Below are 18,309 nucleotides of genomic sequence, written 5' to 3'. Positions count from 1 at the left end.
CGCACGCTGCCGACAGCGGTGCCCGCGACTCGTCTCGCTCGGCGGCTTCGACACCCACGCCGACGAGCGCAACCTGCAGGAGACCCTAGTCGCCTTCCTCGAAGGCGACCACGGCGGCGAGGTCGTCGGCGACCGCGCCGGGCACCGAGGCCAGCGCCTCGCTGCTGCGCGGGCGGCCCGCGGTCAGCCGGGCCCACAACGCGACCGTACGCACCAGCGGCAGCCCCACCAGCAGCACGATCGCGCCGACGGCCAGGATGACCACCAGCCCCGCCCAGCGTCCGGTGACATCCGCGGCCAGCCGCCAGTCGAGGATCTCCGTGACGGCGGGGCCGGGCAGCGAGTCGACGACGTGCCAGGCCGCGGCGGTCAGCGCATGCGACGCCTCCGTCCACGGTCCCGCCGTCGGGCCGGTCACGGTTGCCGCGTGCGCGGACCGCAGCAGCGTCAGCGCCGCACCCGCCGCGATCACCAGGTGCACCCCGCGCAGGACGTACGCTCGCAGGTCCTGGCGCAGCCCGCTGGCCGTGTCGCCGTAGTCGGCGCGTCCCAGGATCGGCTGGCGCCTGATCACCGCCCAGATCAGGTGCACCAGGAAGGCGACGGTGAACCAGCCGCCCGCGGTGGCGAGCACCTGGTCGAGGGGCAGCCCCCACGGTTGCCACGTGACGTGGTGGTGCAGCCACAGGGCGGCCGGGGCGTCGGCACCCAGAAAGGCCATCACCAGCGTGAACGCGATCAGCGCCTCGACGAACTCCGGATCCGACCACAGGAAGACCAGCACGACCAGCAGCAGCACCAGCCACGCGGCCACGGTGACGCCGATCTTCGGCCATACCCCGAGCGGGCCGGCCGACGGCAGCAGGAACCGCCGCACCGGGCTGTCGAACCAGACCAGCAGGACCGCGCAGACCAGGGTGACGAGGACGGCCTGCTCGCTCAGCGTGTCGTACATCCGGCGCACCGCGAACGCGGCCGCGAAGGCCAGGGCCACCGCCGCCGCGACACCCGCGAGGGTCGTCAGGGACAGGATCCGGGTCGGCGTGTGCCGATAGAGCTCCACCAGGCACCACAACGCCCCGGCCCCGGCCGCGTACGTGGTCAGTCCCGGGTCGGACAGTCCGGTCCAGAACCTGCGGGCGTGGAACCGGTGTGCCAGCGCCTCGGAGTAGTTGCGCTCCCGGGCGCGGTCCTCGGCATGGCCGTACAGGGCGATGCCGACGCGCACCAACGGCGGGATGACCACGAGGATGAACACGAGTTCGAGCACGTGGCCCGCCGGTCCGGGCAGGACCGGCGGCTCGGTCCACTCCAGCCGGGCCGGGATGTCCAGCAGCGGCACCGAGCCGACCAGCCGCCACAGGTAGAACCGCTCGATGGTCCACAGCGGCGGCGGGTCGGCCGACAGGGCGATCGTCACCGCGACCACGGCCTGGACGCTGGCCAGGATGGCCGCGCCCGAGGTGATGAGCGCGACCAGCAGCAGGCGCCGCTGGGTCGGGTCCGCCAGCGAGACGACCACGTTGCGGATGACGACGACCAGCATGACCACGGCCACCGCGCCGATGAACGCGGCGACCACCCACCGGCCGAACGCCCCGAACCCGATCGTGGCGGACAGGAGCAGCCGGAGCACGGCGACGAGCGCGGCGGTGGCGGCGAACGACAGCAGCATCGGGGCGATCCACGCCCGGAGCGGCTTGCCGGCCGTCTCGTCGATCCAGCGCTGGGCCCGGTCGCGCCACCGGTCGTACCCGTCGAACACCGGCGTCAGGAGACGCTCCCAGCGGTCCACATCGGCTCCTCACTGTCGTGCGCGATGATGATCCGCCGCGCCGGGCGCGGCCGTCAATCCGCGGCGAAGCGGTGGCGGGCGAGCGGCGGTAACGGCGCCGTACCGGCCCGCACGTCCGGATGCGAAAGGAAGCATCGGCTTTGTGGGTTCCTCGGTATGGACTATCGCAGGCGGTTGGCGGGCTGCTTCGTCGGCGGCTTTCCCGACCGTCCACAATGTGCCGATGACGCGACTACGGGATGATGCGGTTACGACCCCCGCGGCAGGGCTGGCGCCGACCCGGCTGGAATCGGCCAAGTCCGAGGCCGAGCACGTCCTCGGGCGGCGAGCCGTACAGCGGCTCGCGGCGTTCGACGACGGCACCCTGTACGTCCGGGCCGGTGAGGTGCGGCGGTTCCTCGCGTGGCTCATCGACTTCGTGGTGTACCTGCTGGGTGTGGGGGTTGGCGTCGTCGTGGTGTCGCTGGTGCGCGTCACGTCGGGTCTGTCCGACGGCGCGGTCACCGTGCTGGCGCTGTCGTTGCTGTTCGTGGTGCCAATGCTCTACGGCTTGATCTATGGCAACGGCCGTGCGCTCGGCGCCGTCCTGACCGGCACGCAGCTGGTCCGGGTCAAGGACGGAGGCCGCGTCGGGGCGAAGGCCTGCTGGGCGATGCTGATCAGAACACTGCTCATGCCGCTGCTGCTCATCGCCGTCATCGTCGGTGCGCTCGGCAATACGGGCGGGGAGGCACCGGCGGGCTCGCCGGCGAGGGTCAGCATCGACCGCGGCGCCACCCGGCGGCTGCAGGCCTCGGGGATCCGGTAACCAGCCACCCGATGATCGTCGCCGCGGTCGAGCCGGCGCACCCCTGCGGCAGTACGCGTCACGCCGCGTCAGCACAGAAGCGGGTCGCTGTCACCCGAGCAGCGCCTCGAGCTCCGGAAGCCGGCCGAACAGGTCGGGCAGGCCGCGCACCCCGTTGCGTACGGACTCGTGCGACAGCGCGAGCTCGGGGCGGGTGCTCGCCTCGACACCGGCGAGGCACCGCAGGATGTTCCACCTCGTGAACCCCAGCCAGCCGCCGATCATGAACACGAACCAGCTGGGACCCGGCGGCGGCAGCGCCCCGCCCCCGGCGACATAGCCGTCGAGGACCGTACGGAAGACGGCGGGCCGAATGTCGTCGAAGCCAGGTCCCTTCGCGAGGCTCAGCGCAGTCGAGCCGAGCTCACCGGACAGGTCGAGCAGCCCCGACAGCTCCCAGTCGAGCACCACCGGCCGACCCTGCCGGGCGAGCAGATTCCACGGCTGGATGTCGCGGTGGGTCAGCACGACGGGCCCCGGCCGCTCGCAGGCGTCGACGAAGTGGGCGATCGCGGAGAACGTCTCGACCTGGGCGGCGAGCTCGTCGGCCCACGGCTGTCCGGTCGCCGCCGCCCGCGCGGCGAGCTCGGGCCAGTCCCGTGGCGTCGGCTCCTCGGTCGACACGTCGGTCCACGCGACGTCGAGCGCGTGGATGCGCGCGAGGATCGCCCCGACCTCGAACGCGTACGCCGCCGACACCGGCGCTTCGGGCACCTTCTCCCCCTCGACCCACCGGTGGACGAGCGTGTCGTGGTCGGCCGAGATCGGCTCCGGCATCGGGACGCCGGCCGCGTAGGCCGCCCGCTCGAACCTGAACACGTCCTCCACGCGATAGGTCCAGCATCGCGGTCCGGCTCGGACGGTCGCCTGCGGCCGTGCGCCAGTGCCTCATGGCGGCCCGGCGGCGCCTGCGGGAGACCGTGTCCGGCGATGTGATCGTCGCAGCCCCGACGTTTCGCCGGGCGGTGGCCGATGAGCGCTGACACCCCGCCTCCGGCACCGAACCGGCACGTCCCTCCGGCGCTGGAGTTGCGCCGGTTCGCGGACAGCGTCGACGAGGTCGTGGACGCCGTCACGGACGGGCAGGTCGAAGAGCGGCTCAGCCGGATCCTCGCGACGAGCCGGGCCGGGAAGAGCACGGCGGCGGACCCGGACGAGACGGGTCCGGACAGCCCGCTCGTCCGCGTGATGAACGGTCGGCTGGTCTTCGGCGCCGGTGTCGCCGCGGCGGTGGAACTGCTCGCACCGCTGGGTGAGGCGGCGTGCGTTGCCGAGTCGGTCGCTTGTGCCCTGTCCGCCCGGGTTCTCGGCCCGACCGGCGAAGACCCCGCGATGTCGAGCCTGCTGGAGGCGCACATGTCGGGCGTGGCCAGGACTCTCGGTGGCGCGGACGTCACGGCCGGCGGCCTGCGCCAGAGCCTGACCAACCTGCAGGGCGATGTCCTGAAGCCCGCGCTCGGCCATGCGCAGCGGATGCTGTACTTCGCGCTGATGCGAATCTTGTCCGATTGCCTGGTGCGGCATCACGCCGCGGCGGGTGGCGCGATCGCCGGCATGATCGATGCGGCGTTGCGCACTCTGCGCACCGGCTCGACGGGGGCGGGCGCCCGGCGTTCGATCCCCCGCCGGTGACGGCTGCCGAGGCGGACGCCCGGAATCGGGGGTCTGCCACGCGGGGGGCTCGCGGAGGGGGATCGACGTGCGTCGGTCGCGGCCGGCATGACTCATGCCGCGACCGACGCGAACGGGACCTGGCGCGGGTCGTTAACCCGACCGTTCTGCCGCCGGTGCTGCGGCTCCCGGTGGCGCTGCCGCCGCGCCGGCCGGTTCGGTCAGCAGGCAGCGCTCCTCCAGCAGGGCGCCCACCCTCTGCAGGCCCTCCTCTAGCCGACGACCGTGCCTCCGTTCACCTGGGGGATGTCGATGACGGCCTTGCCAAGAATCTGCCTGCCCAGAAGTGCGTCGATCGCCTCATGGATCCGCGTCCAGGATCCCTGCCAGCCCACCGGCACGCAGACGGCTCCTCGGGTGGCGAGGCCGACGAGGGTTGTCAGGTCGGGGCCGGGGTTGGTGGCGTCGCCGAACGACTGCAGGGTCTTGGCCGGCCCCAGCGCGAAGATCGAGTTGGGCGGAAACACGGCAGGCTCGTTCGAGGCCCAGCCGATGCTCTGCAGCGTGCCACCCGGCCGCAGCAGGTTCCAGGCGGCGACGAGGTGCGCGCCGCCCAGGCACTCCAACACCACATCGACCGGTTCGCCGACGGCGTCCAGGCCGACGACGACCTCTCCGGCGCCGAGTTCCCGCAGTCCCGCGCCGCGCTGCGCAGAGCCGACCGATGCGATGACATGGCCACCGCCGAGGCGTGCGAGCTGCACGGCCAGGCGGCCGACGCCGCCCGACGCACCGGTCACCAGCACCCGGCGGCCGGCCACCGGGCCGGCCGCACGCAGGGTGCGCAGCGCGGTGATCCCGACCAGGGGCAGCGCAGCAGCCGCGGCGAGATCGAGTTCGGCGGGGACCGTCGCGACACTGTCGGTGCCGAAGGCAGCGCGCTGCGCCCAGGCCCCGGCGCCGAAGGCGACGACACGCTCCCCGACGGTCGGACCGGTGCCGTCCGCGGCCGCCCGCACCACGTACCCGGCCGCGTCGTACCCGAGCACCGCGCCCGCACGCTGGAAGCCGAGGTACCGAACCTCACCGAAGTTGACCGATGCGTGGTGCACCTCGATCAGCACCTGGTTCGGCTGCGGTATCGGCTCGGCGACCTCGGCCAGCCGGAGGCCTTCGGCGGTCTCAGGGGCCGCGATCAGTGCTTGCACAGGAGCACCTCCCAGTCTAAGCGGACTGTCAGTCCGTTTGACTCAGGCTACTATACGGACTAGTGGTCCGTTTTTCAGGGGGTGCAATGGCCGTCGAACGTGCGGACGCCGCGCGGAACCGTCACGCGATCCTGCGGGCGGCCGAGGAACTGCTCGCCCAGCACGGGCCGGAGCGTGTCTCCCTCGACGCCGTCGCCGCGCGCGCAGGAGTGGGCAAGGGCACCGTCTTCCGTCGGTTCGGCAACCGCACCGGGCTGTTCCAGGAGCTGCTCGCCGAACGCGCGGCGCGCCTCGGCGAAGCGATCGACAGCGGCCCGCCACCGCTCGGCCCCGGCGCCGCGCCGACCGAGCGGATCCTGAGCTTCCTCGACGAGCTCGCCGATCTGGCCGCCAAGAACATCACGCTGATCGCCGCGCACGAACAGGCCTGCGCGGCCGACAAGCATCAGGACCCCACCTACCGGCGCTGGCACGACCACGTTGTCGGCCTGATCAAGCAGATCAGACCGGAAGCCGATGCCGAGTTCCTCGGGCACCTGATGCTCGGGTCCTTCGACGGCGAGCTGGTCCGGCGGATCACCGGACAAGGCGGAGTCGGCCGACTGAAAGCCGGGGTCCGGAGCCTCGCCACCGCGGCCCTCAGCTGAACGGCCGGCCCGCGTCCAGGTCACCATCCACATGGCCGGCGCCGCGGTCGAGGATGCGCGCCACCCGCCGGATGCCACCGCCTCCGAGCGGCGCCGGCACGGCCGGGACTTGGGCAGCAGCTCTCCGGAGCGGACTCGTCCCGGTCACCGGGTGCCCAGCGCGAACCGCTCCGACGGCCGCCGCCCCGCGACCAGGTCCGCGGCGATCCGGCCGATCAGCGGGGCGAACTTGAACCCGTGTCCGGAGAACCCGCCCAGCACCGTGACCGGCCCGTGCCGGTCGAGCACGAAGTCGTGATCAGGGGTGATCGTGTAGAGGCACGTCGACGCGACCGCTCCGGTGGTGTCCACCCCGGGCACCCACTGCTCGGCGTACGCCACGACCCGGTCCAGCGCGGCCGGATCGACGGTCCGGTCGCGACGGTCGGGGTCGACCTGCGGACCGACCCCGTGGAAGCCCACCTTCACCCCGTCGACGCTGCCCAGGCCGTAGGCGCCGGGTTCGGACGCGTCGGTGCCCCGGTAGTGCAGGAAACTGGGCCATGACAGCGGATCGGTGGCCGGGAAGTGCACCGGCTGCTCCTGCGTGACCCGCAGCGGCGGCAGGCCCGGCACCGTACGGGCGACCAGATCCGGCGCCCAGCCGCCCACCGCCAGCACGACCGCGTCGGCGGTGAAGACCTCTCCCGCGTCGGTGACGACCTCGGCGCGGGCGTCGCCGACGGCCGTCACCGAGGCCACCCGCACCCCGTGCCGGATGTCGGCTCCCGCGTTCACCGCCAGCTGCCGGAAGGCGGCCGTGGCCCGGTCGGCGTGCACCCGGCCCGCCTCCGGGTGGAACAGCACGTGCTCGTCGAAGCGCAGCATCGGCCACCGCTCGGCGGCCGCCGCCGGGTGCAGGATCTCGTACGGCCGCCCGGCGTCGCGCAGTGCCGCCGCGATCGGCTCGATCAGCTCGCGCGGCCCGTGGTCGACCGCACCCGTCAGCTCCAGGACCGGCTGCCCGGACTCCTGCTCGAGGTCCCGCCAGAGCGGCAGGGCCCGCACCGCCAGGTCGACGTAGAAAGGATCCGGATAGGCCAGTCGGAAGATCCGCGAGCTGCCGTGCGAGCTGCCTCGGTCATGGTGCGGCCCGAACTGTTCGAGCAGGGTGACCCTGGCGTGCCGGGAAAGGCTCCAGGCCGCCGCGCAACCCATCACACCGCCGCCGACGATCACCACGTCACCCACACCGCCACCTGCGCTTTCTCGCGATCCGATCATCGTCGCCGAAGCCCTCGGGTCACTGGCCGGCCCGACTACGTCGCCGGCGGAAGGCCCGGCCGGCGATGTAGCCGAGGACGGCGACCGCCACAGCCGCGACGGGCAGCATGAGGAGGACTTCTGCGGTGCTGATGTTGTTGATCACCCCGAGAGGATAGGGGTAAGCGGCCGAGCGTGTGACCCTGGCTGGGCCGAACGGACGATGTCATCGATACGTCCATGCGCGGACGCCCGCCGACAGGCGAATCCCACTCACCACGGGACGCGCGCCGCATTGATTTGCCATCGTCGATCTGAAAACATCGACAACCATCGCGCTGTACCGGCATTCGGCGACTATCCGACACCCCTGGAAGGATGCCACATGCGGTTCCCCCACCGCCTGACCCTCATTCCTGCGCTGCTCGCGGCCGCCCTCCCGCTGCCGGCCGGCGGTGCCGGCGCGGCGCCACCCCCGCAAGCCGCGCTCGCCCAGGTCGAGGAGCGGGTCTACGTCGAGTCCAGCGTGGACTCCAACGGCGACGGCCGGCTCGACCGGATAGCCATCGACATCGCCCGGCCAGCGACGGGCGGGCCGTTCCCCGTCGTGTTCGAGCAGAGCCCGTACCGCAACGGCCTGGCCAACGCCGCCAACCACGCAGTGAACGTCAGTGCCCTGCCGCAGGAGAGCCTGTTCCCGCTCATCCCGGGGGCCCCGCCCACGACCGGACCAGGCATCAACGCCGCCAGGCCGCTCCCAGACCTGCCCGACTGGTACGACGACTACTTCGTGCCCAAGGGGTACGCGGTCGTGCTCGGCCACAGCCTCGGCACCGGCGACTCGGACGGCTGCCCGACCAGCGGCGACATGCAGGAGACGCTGGCCACGACCGCGGTCGTGGACTGGCTCAACGGTCGGGCCCGCGGCTTCAGCGCCTCGGGCGCCCAGGTGACGGCGTCCTGGAGCACCGGCAACGTCGGCATGATCGGCATCTCGTACAACGGCACGCTGCCGAACATGGCCGCCGCCACCGGCGTCGCCGGGCTCAAGGCGATCGTGCCGATCGCGGCGATCTCCAGCTGGTACGACTACTACCGCGCCAACGGGCTCGTCGTCGCTCCGGGCGGATACCAGGGAGAGGACGCCGACGTGCTGGCCCGTGCCGTGGTCGACCGGACCGGCTGCACGAGCCGGATCGACCAGATCGAAACCGACCAGGACCGGGTCACCGGCGACTGGAAGCAGTTCTGGGCCGACCGGGACTACGTCGGCAAGGCCGACCGGGTCACCGCGGGAGTGTTCGTCATCCACGGCCAGTCCGACTGGAACGTCAAGGGCCAGCAGTACGCGCAGTGGTGGGACGCGCTGCGGGCCAACAACGTGCCGCGCAAGATCTGGCTGCACAACGGCGGCCACGGCACGACCTCGCGCACGGACTACCGGGCGACGGTCGAGCGCTGGTTCGCCTACTTCCTCAAGGGGATCGACAACGGCATCCTCACCGAGCCCCGGGCCGAGGTGCAGTTCAAGGACGGCACCTGGCGCCAGTACGCCGACTGGCCCAACCCCGGCGCCACCCAGGCCGTGTTGAAGCTCGATGCCTCCTCGGCCACCGCACCCGGCGGGCTGACCCTCGGCACGCCGACCGGCGCCTCGGCCCAGCAGTTCACCGACAACGGGCGGACCAGCACGGCCACGACGCTGGTCGCCAACCCGGACAGCGCCAACGGCAACCGGCTGGTCTACCGGACCGGCAACCTGACCGCCCCGGTCACGCTGACCGGCTCGCCCCGGGTCTCGCTGCGGCTCGCCGTGACCAACCGCAACGATGCCAACGTGACCGCGCTGCTGGTCGACTACGGCGGCACGGGCACCAGCACCACCCCCGTGATCGTCACCCGCGGCTGGATCGACCCGCAGAACCGCAACAGCCGCGCCACCAGCGAGAAGGTCGTGCAGGGCTCCGAGTACACGCTGAACTTCGCCATGCAGCCCAGGGACTACGTGTTCGCGGCCGGTCGCCGGATCGGCCTCGTGGTGATCTCCACCGACTACGACTACACGCTGCGCCCACCGGCCGGTGCCGTCCTGCGCCTCAACCCGGTCGCCAGCACCCTGACGATCACGCAGACGGGCCTGGCCACCGGCGAGTACCCGCTCTCGGTGTCCCCGGCGGCGGGCGCGACCAACCCGGGCGGCACCCTGACCACGACCGTCGCCACGGCGGTGACCGGCGGATCAGCGCAGAGCGTGACGCTGTCGGCGTCCGGGCTGCCACCGGGGTCGACGGCGTCGTTCAGCCCGTCGACCGTGACGGCCGGCGGCAGCTCCACGCTGACCCTGAGCACCGCCGCGTCGACCGCGCCGGGCACGTACCAGGTCGTCGTCACCGGCACGCGCACCGGCGCCACCCACACGGCGGTCTACACGCTCACGGTCAACGGGAATGCCGCCTGCAAGGCGACCAACCCGACCGATGTGGCGATCCCCGATGCGGGGGCCGCGGTGGAGAGCACGGTCACCATCAGCGGCTGTCCGGGCACGGCGTCGGCGACGTCGAAGGCGGAGGTGCACATCGTCCACCCGTACCGCGGCGACCTCGTGGTCAGCCTGGTCGCACCGGACGGGTCCAGCTACCCGCTGAGCAACCGCTCCGGCGGCAGCGCCGACGACATCCACCAGACCTTCACGGTGAAACTGGCCGGCGAGTCCGCCAACGGCACCTGGCGGCTGCGCGTACAGGACGCGGCAGCCGCCGACGTCGGCCGGATCGACACCTGGACGCTGACCCTTGACTCGTAGACGCCGCGGCGGTGCGACCCCAACCAGTACGACGACCCGCACCACGACTACGCCGCCATCGACGGCGGCGGGTACCGCGGCGGTGCTGGAAGCATCTCCACGCCGCCTCCGCGATGCCGCCCACGCAACGCGACGACCTGGGAGCAAGGCCCGACATACCCGATGTTCGCCGTCCCCAATCTCCTGACCGGCCGATGCCGGCCCGCCCAGGTAGTGTCATGCCAGCTCACGAGCGGACCTTGGCATGTCGGAAGGGCAGGGCGTCTCCCCCATCCGACATGCCTCGAACCGCGTGACCGGAGGAGTCGGTGCTGAGATGACGGGGAGTCGACCGATGCCCGCGCAGGACGACGTGCTCGGATACTTCAATACGCTGTCAAACTGGGGGCGGTGGGGCGACGACGATGAGCTCGGCACCCTGAACCACATCACCGGCGACGTCCGACTCGCGGCGGCGCGGGCCGTGCGCCACGGCAGGAGCGTGTCGTGCGCATGGGAGATCACCGTGCCGGAAGGCATGGAGCGGTCGACGACCACGTGCCCGTGCGCCGCCGACATGCCTGGTGCCGAGAACATGCCGGTGGCCGCATTCCACGACGACCGGCGCTGGGGCTTTTCGTCCGAGCGGCTCGGCATCACGTTCCACGGCAACACCATCACCCACATCGACTCGCCGTGTCACATCTTCTGGGACGGCACGATGTACAACGGGCGGTCGCACGCCATGGTCGACGCCGCAACGGGATCGGCGTGGGCGTCCGTCACGGCGGCGGCCAACGGGATCATCACACGTGGTGTCCTGCTGGACGTCGCGAGGGTCCGCGATGTGCCGTGGTTGGAACCGGGGCAGGGTGTGTTTCCCGACGATCTCGAGGAGGCCGAGCGCCGCCAGGGTGTGCAGGTGCGACCCGGCGACGCGGTGCTCCTGCGGACCGGCTACGGCCGCTTCCGGCACGAGGGCGGCGAGGCCGGCGGTTTCATGCAGGCCGGCTGGCACGCGTCCTGCCTGCCATGGCTGCATGAACGGAAGGTCGCGCTGATCGGCGCGGACACCCCCCAGGACGTTCAGCCTTCGGGGTACGCGGACGTGTTGATGCCCGTTCACGCCGTGAGCCTCGTCGCCATGGGTCTGTGGATGCTCGACAACTGCGACCTGGAGGCATGCGCGACGACGGCTGCCGAGCTCGGCCAATGGGACTTCCACCTTGCGGTCGCGCCGGTCCGCTTCGCCGGTACGTCCGGCAGCCCGGTCAACCCGATCGCCACCTTCTGACCGTCGTCGTACCTGTTAGCTTGCGGCTCCGCCGGCTGAGCCGGGCGGACCGCTCCGGTGCGAGGACGAGCACGGCGGCCGGAACAGGGTCGTCTTCGCCCCGGTGGCGTGCGCAGGGGCGCCTTTCGCATGAAACAAGGCGCCCCGCCGGGGTGAGTGGCCCGGCGGGGCGGCTTGCGGCGTGTCAGATCTCGGTGCGCTCCTCGACCCGGCGGTACTCGGCCGGCTCGCTGACGGTCCTGGCGCGGTTGCGCGGACCCCAGATGAGCGCGGTGAACAGCAGGCCGAGCACACCACCGATCATGAAGATCCAGCCGATCACGTCGATGTCGATGCCGGCGACGTCGAAGTCGAGCGCGAACGTGAAGATCGCGCCGAGCACGATCATGAAAATGCTTGCGCCGATACCCATGGTGGTCTCCTCCAAGGCTGCCGCTGACGTTGCGGCTACAGGCCCGCCGATACCCTCGGTATCGACCCGGAAACCGGCCAGGATCCGATCACAACGCTGTGACCAGCGAAAACAGCGGGCGGCACGCCGCAGCGGGGTTGGGCTTGTCACAAAGCAGTGACACTATGCAGCGCCGCGACGCTATGCGCAGTCCCGAGGTTCGCGGGCGTCGGACCGAACCTCAAGCGCGCCACCGAGCGGCTCCGTGGGATCGGATCCCGCCCCACGTGGGCGAGCCGGGTGCTTGTCGTCGCGCTACGCGGCTTTGGTAGGAATGCACCCTTGCCTTCTCACGGGAACGGGGTCACTGTGACAGCAACCGACTACGACGAGTTCGCGGACGCCTACGCGGCGGCGAACGAGTCCGGCCTCTTCAACGCCTACTACGACCGACCCGAGATGCTTCGCCTCGCCGGTGACGTCTCGGGCCGCCGAATCCTCGACGCGGGGTGTGGCTCCGGCCCGCTGTCCGCGGCGCTGCGTGACAAGGGAGCCGTGGTCACCGGGCTCGACAGGAGCGCGGCCATGGTCGACCTGGCCCGCCGGCGGCTGGGCGAGGACGCCGACCTGCACGTGGCGGACCTGAGCGAGCCGCTGCAGTTCGCCGACGCCGCGTTCGACGTCGTCGTCTCGTCCCTGGTCCTGCACTACCTGGAGGACTGGTCCGGCCCCCTCGCCGAGCTGCGTCGCGTGCTGAAGCCAGGCGGTCGCCTGATCCTCTCCACCATGCACCCGGCCGGTTACGCGATCACGTATCCCGAGGCCGACTACTTCGCGGTCACGAAGTACACCGAGGACTACGTCCTGGACGGCCAGACCGTGTGGCTGACCATGTGGCACCGGCCACTGCATGCCATGTCAGATGCTTTCGCCGCTGCCGGGTTCCGCATCGTGACGATCAGCGAGCCGCCCCCTTCTCCGGACACTCCCGCGGAGCTGCTTCCACCCGACAGGGGCTCGGGGCGCTTCATGTGTTTCCTCTACTTCGTCCTCGAGTCCGCCTAGGCAACTCGGGCGGATCAGGGGATACGTTCCGATGCCGTCACCTTTGCCGGCGGCGGTGAACCGGCCTGGCTCACATGATCGAAAGGACAGGCCCAGCGCCCGTCCTGTCGATCATGGAGGGCTCAGTGTCTGCGTGGTCGGACGTGGTGAGCCCACCACCAAGGGTGGGGCGGTGATCGAGCCATTGCCGCCGCGCTCGGACGGGCGTAACGGCAGGTGGCGCGATCACCGCCAGGTCGTCAACGGGCGGTTGGTGGACCGCGCACTCGTCCGTCATGCCACGTGGGCGAGGCCCGGGCCGGTGAGCCCGGACAGCGCAGCGGTCCGCCCGGTCAGCAGCAGGAGCAGGGCGTCGATCGGACCGGTCACCTCGGGGCCGGCACCGACCGACCAGTCCACGTCGGTGGCCGTCAGCCGCACGGCGCGCAGCCGCCGCCTGGCCCAGAAGGGCCAGCCCATGGTCCACACCCGGGTGGCCGCCGCGGCAGCCGCCGCCGGCGGCATGGCCAGTGTGCGGCCCAGCGGCAGCGCGATGTCCTGCGCATGCACCATGACATCGAAGAGGATGTTGCGGTAGTTGGTGACGATCGGCAACCGGCGGGAGTCGGCGTGACGGCGCAGTTCGTCGACGAGGTCGGCGACGGGGCGCTGGGCGTGCCGGACCGCGACGTCATGGTTGAGACGGTGGAACCGGCCCCCTGCGCGCACCGCATCGGCGGTCATCGCCCGAAGGCTCGGCGGCTGTGGCGCGAGTGCCACGTGAGCGGCGACGTCACGCACCCGCCATCCGGCGCACAGCGACGGTGTCTCCCACTCGGCGTCGGACAGCCCGGCCAGCAGGTCGGCCAACTCGCGCCGCTGCCCGGCGATGACCCGCCAGCTCTCGTCCCGATCCATCGCCCATCCTTGACTGGTACGATTCTCTGACTAAATTTAGTCAAAGAATCTGACAACATGTCAAGGGGTCGCGTCATGCCGGAGGAGCCGAACGTCGGGCTGCTGCTGTTCATCGCGTACCGGGCGATGGAGAAGCGGGTGCTCGACGCGGTCGTCGATGCGGGCTTCGACATCACCCCGGCGCAGGCGCGGGTCTTCCAGCGCATCGGCCCGGACGGCACACGCCTGGGCGACCTCGCCGAGCAGGCCCAGGTGACCAAGCAGACCGCCGGATTCCTCGTCGACCAGCTGGAGCGCGCCGGCTATGTGGAGCGGGTGCCGGATCCCACCGACGCCCGCGCCCGCTTGGTGCGCATAGCCGAGCGGGGACGCCAGGCGATGCCGATCGCAGCGGCCGTCGTGGTGGAGATCGAGGCGGAGTGGACCGCGCACCTGGGTCAGCGGCGCATGGCTGATCTCCGCGACGCGCTGACCCGGCTGCGTGAGATCACCGACCCGTACGCCAGAAGACCGACCCAATGACATCGCGCAGACCTGGTCTGGAGCGCGAATGCCGCGCCGATCCCGCCGTGCCGGCCGGCGCAGAGGATCGGCGAAGGCACGGCGCAGTTGACGATCCGAACCAGGCGGCCGCCCCGGCGTGCCAGGCCCGTCGGGTGCCTTCGACGCGGCTTCGCACCGGTCCGGCGATGCGCTGCTGGCGTCTTGCGGACAGTGAGCGGCCGGCGTGCGAAGCGAGTGCGATCGTTCGCGCATGATGCAGAAACTGTTCAGAGCGTGTACGGCGGCGGTCGTGTTCGTCGCCCTGACCGCCGGCGTGGCCGCCCCGGCGCGCGCGGTCGAAGAGCAGTCGCAGAAGTACAGCACGCTGCGGCTGTGCGACGCTTCCGCTTGCTACGTCGTCTGGTCGGTGGTCGACTCCGACCACGACGGGGTCTGCGACGCCGACGAACTGCGGGCCGGCACCGATCCCCACGATCCGGCCAGCCGCCCCGGCTTGAAGCTGATCGCCGAGCTGCTCACCGCCCGCGAGCTGCCGTCGTTCGAGTACGGCCTCGCCTCGCTGGTGGTGTTCCCTGCCGAGATCATGAAGGCGCGCGAGGAGCTGGGCGTGGACCTGCTCGGGGCATTCCCGGTCCACAAGCGTGCCGACGCGCTCACCCGGCTGGGCATCTCCGGCGATCAGCTCAGCAAATTCGGCATCTCACCCGAACACAGCGGGTTCGCGCTCGGACTCGAAGGACTCGGGTCGGCCGACACCCCTGCGGGTGTGCGGGTCAGCGGCATCGAGGTCGGCCTGATCAGCGGCGGCGCGAAGGACCCCACGAAGCACGTGTTCGGCGGTGGGGTCGTCGACACCGACAAGAACTGGCGGGGCGACACCGTACGGATCTACGCCGACGGCTCCAAGGAGACCGTCACCCCGATCAAGGACGGCGTCAGTATCGAGATCACCGACAAGAGCGGTGACAAGGTGGGCACCACCGTCAAGCATGGTTACAGCGTCAAGGAGGGCACCACCGAGGTGGTGTTCCAGGATGTGAAGGTCCTCGACAGTTCGGACAACCTGGTCCTGTCGACAAGTATGGAGTACGTCAAGGAAGCGGACGGGTCGGAGACGACGTACACGGTCACCACGGAGTATGTGCGTGACGACGACGGCAACCTGCTCGGCACCAAGACGACCGAGACGACGGAGTACACCTCAGGCGACAAGTCCCGGCACTCCACGACCACGACCACCACGGTCTGCGACGCCAGCGGGACGCAGTGCACCAGCAAGACCCAGTACATGGACCCGGAGCAGGCCTACCACGCGATGGTGACGCAGGAGATGGTCGACGGCGCGCTGCGGCTGCGGGGCGCGGCGATCAACGTCGTCCCGGGGTGGAACGCGCCCGGCATGGAGGAGCAGCCCGAGGATCCGCGTAATCCGACCACCATCATGCTGGTCGACGGCACCGTCGGCGAACTGTTCATGCTGACCGAGCCCAAGCGGGTCACCACAGCACAGCCGGAGGGCCGACCCGACCTGCCCAGCCCGCAGCACGCCGGTCCCCTGCCCGCGGGCGGCTGCGACGGGCTCTGCTGACGTAGGGCCGCAGCCCTTCGGCGTCGGCCGCGGGGCTGCGGCCTGCGCAGCCATGCCAAGAACTCCTCGCACCAATTCCGCCGACCGGCGTCCAGGCCTTGCACCAAAGGCGCTCTTGCTGTGCAGACATGCAGCTGTCGACGATTGAGACCGCCTCAACTATGTCTATCGACGGAGTAGGGTCTCGACGCGGACAATGCGACAGCTCCTCACCTTCGAAGCTTCTATTGAGAAGCCAGCGAGGCAGCCGCCTTGTCGGCTCCAACATTTGTCAGGCAACAGTCGCGCACGACCGCTGCGTATGCTCGCCGGTCACGCACTCAACCAGCCGGTGATCTGCCGCAGCCGTAGCGCTTCGGCTTGGTCGGTAATCCGTTCCGCGGCTCGGCTCGTTTCCCGAGCCAACCAGGACCGGCGTGCCGGTGGGACAAGAAGCATGGCTCGCAGTCTCAGTTCCAAGTCCGCAGAGGCGTCGAGCAGGACGTCGAGTAGGAAGCTTTCAGCAAGGTCCGGTTCCTGAACGGACAGAAAAAAGTCGGCGCAGTCGAATGCGTCTTCGGGGGTGAGCCAGCGGGACCCCTGTACGGCCGAGTAGACCTGTCGGGAGCCGACCGCGCGGTAGGCGATAGCGCATGCGTCACGCCTCGTCTTGCGTGTGGCCAGCGGATCTGAAAGTACGGGGCAGACCAGCTGCCACCTCAGATGGCGGTCGGTCTCTGGAGGTAAAGATGCAGCGAGGCGAGCCAGATCTGCCGCCGTGGTGCGAGGACGGCGGACATAGCCATCAGCGGCTGCCTGTGCATGCGGCTCACCGGCGACGACCAAGAGACGCGCGGCCCGGCGCGAGTGTTCTTCGGAGCAAGCTGGATCGACGACGAAGCACTGGAGCAGGTTCAGCAACGGCTCAGGAAGCGCTACGGAAATGCGCTCGCTGGCGAGCAGGACCGCGTTCGGACTGCGTACACTCGTGATCAATAATTCAGCAAGTGCCCCGACGTCGTCGGTGGTCGCGGCCGACGCCCAGGCCAGTGCCGCGGACATCTTTTCATCTGGTGACGCTGCAGCCGACCCCAGTACATGCTTAGCCGCTATCGCCGCAGCAGCGTTGGCGCCAGCCCAGGACAACTGGAGCGCTGCCTCGGCCAGGTACGCCCAGCGGGATACTTCCGGCCTAGCCAGCGCCATTGCGACGACCTCCTCGGCCGCCTGCGGCCCGGCTGCTGACAACCAGGTCCTGATCGCCGATCGCATGGTGTCTCCGTCGAGGTTCACCTTCTCCCCTACGGCGTCGCGCGCTAGTTCGATAGCTTCCGCCTTCGCTCCCGCCTCCAGCAGAGTCTCGGCGACCATTGCCACGTTGAACGTATCGGCCGCGTGCTTGCGAACGGCTTCGACGACGCGCGGCGCGGCAGCGTTGCCCAACGTACCGAGAATGATCTTCGTGGCATTAGCGAGTGGCCCGAACAGGTTGGGCTCCGGATGCCGCATGATCCGCCATGCCAGCCGTGTGGCGGCCTCATCCTCCCCGAGATTCCACAACTGCCAGGCCAAGCTCGTCATCGTCGAGGTCTGGCTATCGGTCAAGGACGCGACGGCGGCTTCGAGGATGTCCACGGCCAGCCCGCGCGCACCGCCGCATCGTTGCAGGCCGTACGCGACCTCGGCGATGTCCTCCGGATCGGTCGCGGTTCTGGCCATGTTGCGCAACAGGTCGAGCGCGGTGTCGCGGCCGCCGGCTTCGGCGATCTGCACAGCGGCGTCGCACCGGGCACGCATTGGCGGATACGGGCTTGCCGCGATTTCGCCGAGCCGGGCAGCCAACGTCGGATGCGCGCCGAACTGGGCGATGATGTCATCGTATGGACTGGAGTCACCGGTATGAAACTCCTCGACGTGTGCGGTGACCAACCGGTTGATGACGATCGACTCGACCGCCGGATCGGTGCGGGCACCTGTCAGGATCACCCGCGCCGCCGCCAGCAACCCGTTCGTCCGGGCCAAACGCTTCTCGGCTTTGCCTCCTCGGGTCAGATCGACAACGGTGGGGAGTTCCAGCAGGTTCCGAATCACCCGCGGCAAGCGGTCTGGGTGCAGACGCAGATAGAGCACGAGCGTGTACGCGGCCAGGTTCGCGTGCTGCCGGTCCTGGAGGTCGGCCAGGGTCGACTCGATGCTGCCGCCCGATTCGCTCAATCGGCGCGCACGTTGTCTAGCGGCGACGAACTCGGCGAACGCCAAATGGGCGAACGCGACGTCGCCCATTTCATCGGACACGAACAACCCGGTCTGCAGCAGCGCCTGGGTCACCTGCGCGAGACGCGAAGGTTCTCCCGTCATGGCCTTACGATCTTGTGCGCAATAGTTGAGGTCGCGTGATGGGCCGCTCCGGGGCGTTTCACCAGGTGATGGTGCGGTCGGAGACCAGGGCGGCGACGGCG

At 70.3% G+C, this 18,309-nt stretch carries 16 protein-coding genes; 8 read left to right on the top strand and 8 right to left on the bottom strand.

Going from position 1 to position 18,309, the window contains the following annotated elements:
• Positions 1–85: 85 nt before the first annotated feature.
• Entirely contained in the window at positions 86–1,795 is a 1,710-nt protein-coding gene (locus AB0J67_RS31925; RefSeq protein ID WP_363487836.1) for a hypothetical protein, read from the bottom strand.
• A 223-nt stretch (positions 1,796–2,018) separates the two neighbouring features.
• On the opposite strand from AB0J67_RS31925, the gene AB0J67_RS31920 reads away from it, so the two are divergent.
• On the top strand, positions 2,019–2,603 hold the full coding sequence (locus AB0J67_RS31920; RefSeq protein ID WP_363487834.1) for an RDD family protein: 585 nt from the start codon (positions 2,019–2,021) through the stop codon (positions 2,601–2,603).
• A gap of 90 nt (positions 2,604–2,693) precedes the next feature.
• On the opposite strand, the gene AB0J67_RS31915 is transcribed toward AB0J67_RS31920, so the two are convergent.
• Positions 2,694–3,470 carry a phosphotransferase gene (locus AB0J67_RS31915; RefSeq protein ID WP_363487832.1) on the bottom strand — a complete coding sequence of 259 codons (777 nt, stop codon included), beginning with the start codon at positions 3,468–3,470 and terminating at the stop codon, positions 2,694–2,696.
• Positions 3,471–3,614: 144 nt separating this feature from the next.
• On the opposite strand from AB0J67_RS31915, the gene AB0J67_RS31910 reads away from it, so the two are divergent.
• A complete protein-coding gene (locus tag AB0J67_RS31910; protein WP_363487830.1) occupies positions 3,615–4,274 on the top strand; it encodes a hypothetical protein in 660 nt (219 codons plus the stop codon).
• Positions 4,275–4,525: 251 nt separating this feature from the next.
• On the opposite strand, the gene AB0J67_RS31905 is transcribed toward AB0J67_RS31910, so the two are convergent.
• Entirely contained in the window at positions 4,526–5,377 is an 852-nt protein-coding gene (locus AB0J67_RS31905) for a zinc-binding dehydrogenase (RefSeq protein WP_363487828.1), read from the bottom strand.
• Between the two features lie 170 nt (positions 5,378–5,547).
• Between AB0J67_RS31905 and AB0J67_RS31900 the strand changes: the two genes are divergently transcribed.
• Positions 5,548–6,108 (top strand): helix-turn-helix domain-containing protein, encoded by a 561-nt coding sequence (locus tag AB0J67_RS31900; RefSeq protein ID WP_363487826.1) that lies wholly within the window; start codon positions 5,548–5,550, stop codon positions 6,106–6,108.
• 144 nt (positions 6,109–6,252) lie between these two features.
• Here AB0J67_RS31900 and AB0J67_RS31895 read toward each other — a convergent pair whose 3' ends face one another.
• Positions 6,253–7,338: an FAD-dependent oxidoreductase gene (locus AB0J67_RS31895; RefSeq protein ID WP_363487824.1), complete on the bottom strand. Its 1,086-nt coding sequence runs from the start codon at positions 7,336–7,338 to the stop codon at positions 6,253–6,255.
• A gap of 52 nt (positions 7,339–7,390) precedes the next feature.
• Positions 7,391–7,516 (bottom strand): hypothetical protein, encoded by a 126-nt coding sequence (locus tag AB0J67_RS31890; RefSeq protein ID WP_363487822.1) that lies wholly within the window; start codon positions 7,514–7,516, stop codon positions 7,391–7,393.
• A gap of 219 nt (positions 7,517–7,735) precedes the next feature.
• Here AB0J67_RS31890 and AB0J67_RS31885 point away from each other — a divergent pair, with 219 nt between their 5' ends.
• Complete coding sequence (locus AB0J67_RS31885; protein WP_363487820.1) at positions 7,736–10,153, top strand: CocE/NonD family hydrolase; 2,418 nt, start codon at positions 7,736–7,738, stop codon at positions 10,151–10,153.
• A 334-nt stretch (positions 10,154–10,487) separates the two neighbouring features.
• Positions 10,488–11,426, top strand: coding sequence for a cyclase family protein (locus AB0J67_RS31880; RefSeq protein ID WP_363487818.1), 939 nt, complete (start codon positions 10,488–10,490; stop codon positions 11,424–11,426).
• Positions 11,427–11,610: 184 nt separating this feature from the next.
• On the opposite strand, the gene AB0J67_RS31875 is transcribed toward AB0J67_RS31880, so the two are convergent.
• Positions 11,611–11,838, bottom strand: coding sequence for a DUF6458 family protein (locus tag AB0J67_RS31875; protein ID WP_363487816.1), 228 nt, complete (start codon positions 11,836–11,838; stop codon positions 11,611–11,613).
• A gap of 348 nt (positions 11,839–12,186) precedes the next feature.
• Here AB0J67_RS31875 and AB0J67_RS31870 point away from each other — a divergent pair, with 348 nt between their 5' ends.
• Complete coding sequence (locus tag AB0J67_RS31870; protein ID WP_363487814.1) at positions 12,187–12,882, top strand: methyltransferase domain-containing protein; 696 nt, start codon at positions 12,187–12,189, stop codon at positions 12,880–12,882.
• A 273-nt stretch (positions 12,883–13,155) separates the two neighbouring features.
• Here the strand turns inward: AB0J67_RS31870 and AB0J67_RS31865 are convergent, their stop codons facing one another.
• Positions 13,156–13,779 carry a maleylpyruvate isomerase family mycothiol-dependent enzyme gene (locus tag AB0J67_RS31865; RefSeq protein WP_363487811.1) on the bottom strand — a complete coding sequence of 208 codons (624 nt, stop codon included), beginning with the start codon at positions 13,777–13,779 and terminating at the stop codon, positions 13,156–13,158.
• 75 nt (positions 13,780–13,854) lie between these two features.
• Between AB0J67_RS31865 and AB0J67_RS31860 the strand changes: the two genes are divergently transcribed.
• Positions 13,855–14,301, top strand: a complete 447-nt coding sequence (locus tag AB0J67_RS31860; protein ID WP_363487809.1) for a MarR family transcriptional regulator — start codon at positions 13,855–13,857, stop codon at positions 14,299–14,301.
• A 232-nt stretch (positions 14,302–14,533) separates the two neighbouring features.
• Entirely contained in the window at positions 14,534–15,871 is a 1,338-nt protein-coding gene (locus AB0J67_RS31855) for a thrombospondin type 3 repeat-containing protein (RefSeq protein WP_363487807.1), read from the top strand.
• 312 nt (positions 15,872–16,183) lie between these two features.
• Here AB0J67_RS31855 and AB0J67_RS31850 read toward each other — a convergent pair whose 3' ends face one another.
• Positions 16,184–18,208, bottom strand: a complete 2,025-nt coding sequence (locus tag AB0J67_RS31850; protein ID WP_363487805.1) for a hypothetical protein — start codon at positions 18,206–18,208, stop codon at positions 16,184–16,186.
• Between the last annotated feature and the right edge of the window lie 101 nt (positions 18,209–18,309).

The organism is Catellatospora sp. NPDC049609 (genome assembly GCF_040675365.1).
Taxonomy (GTDB): Bacteria; Actinomycetota; Actinomycetes; order Mycobacteriales; family Micromonosporaceae; genus Catellatospora.
The sequence above is the reverse complement of the archived record's forward strand: the minus strand, read 5'-3'. Positions and strand labels throughout refer to the sequence as shown.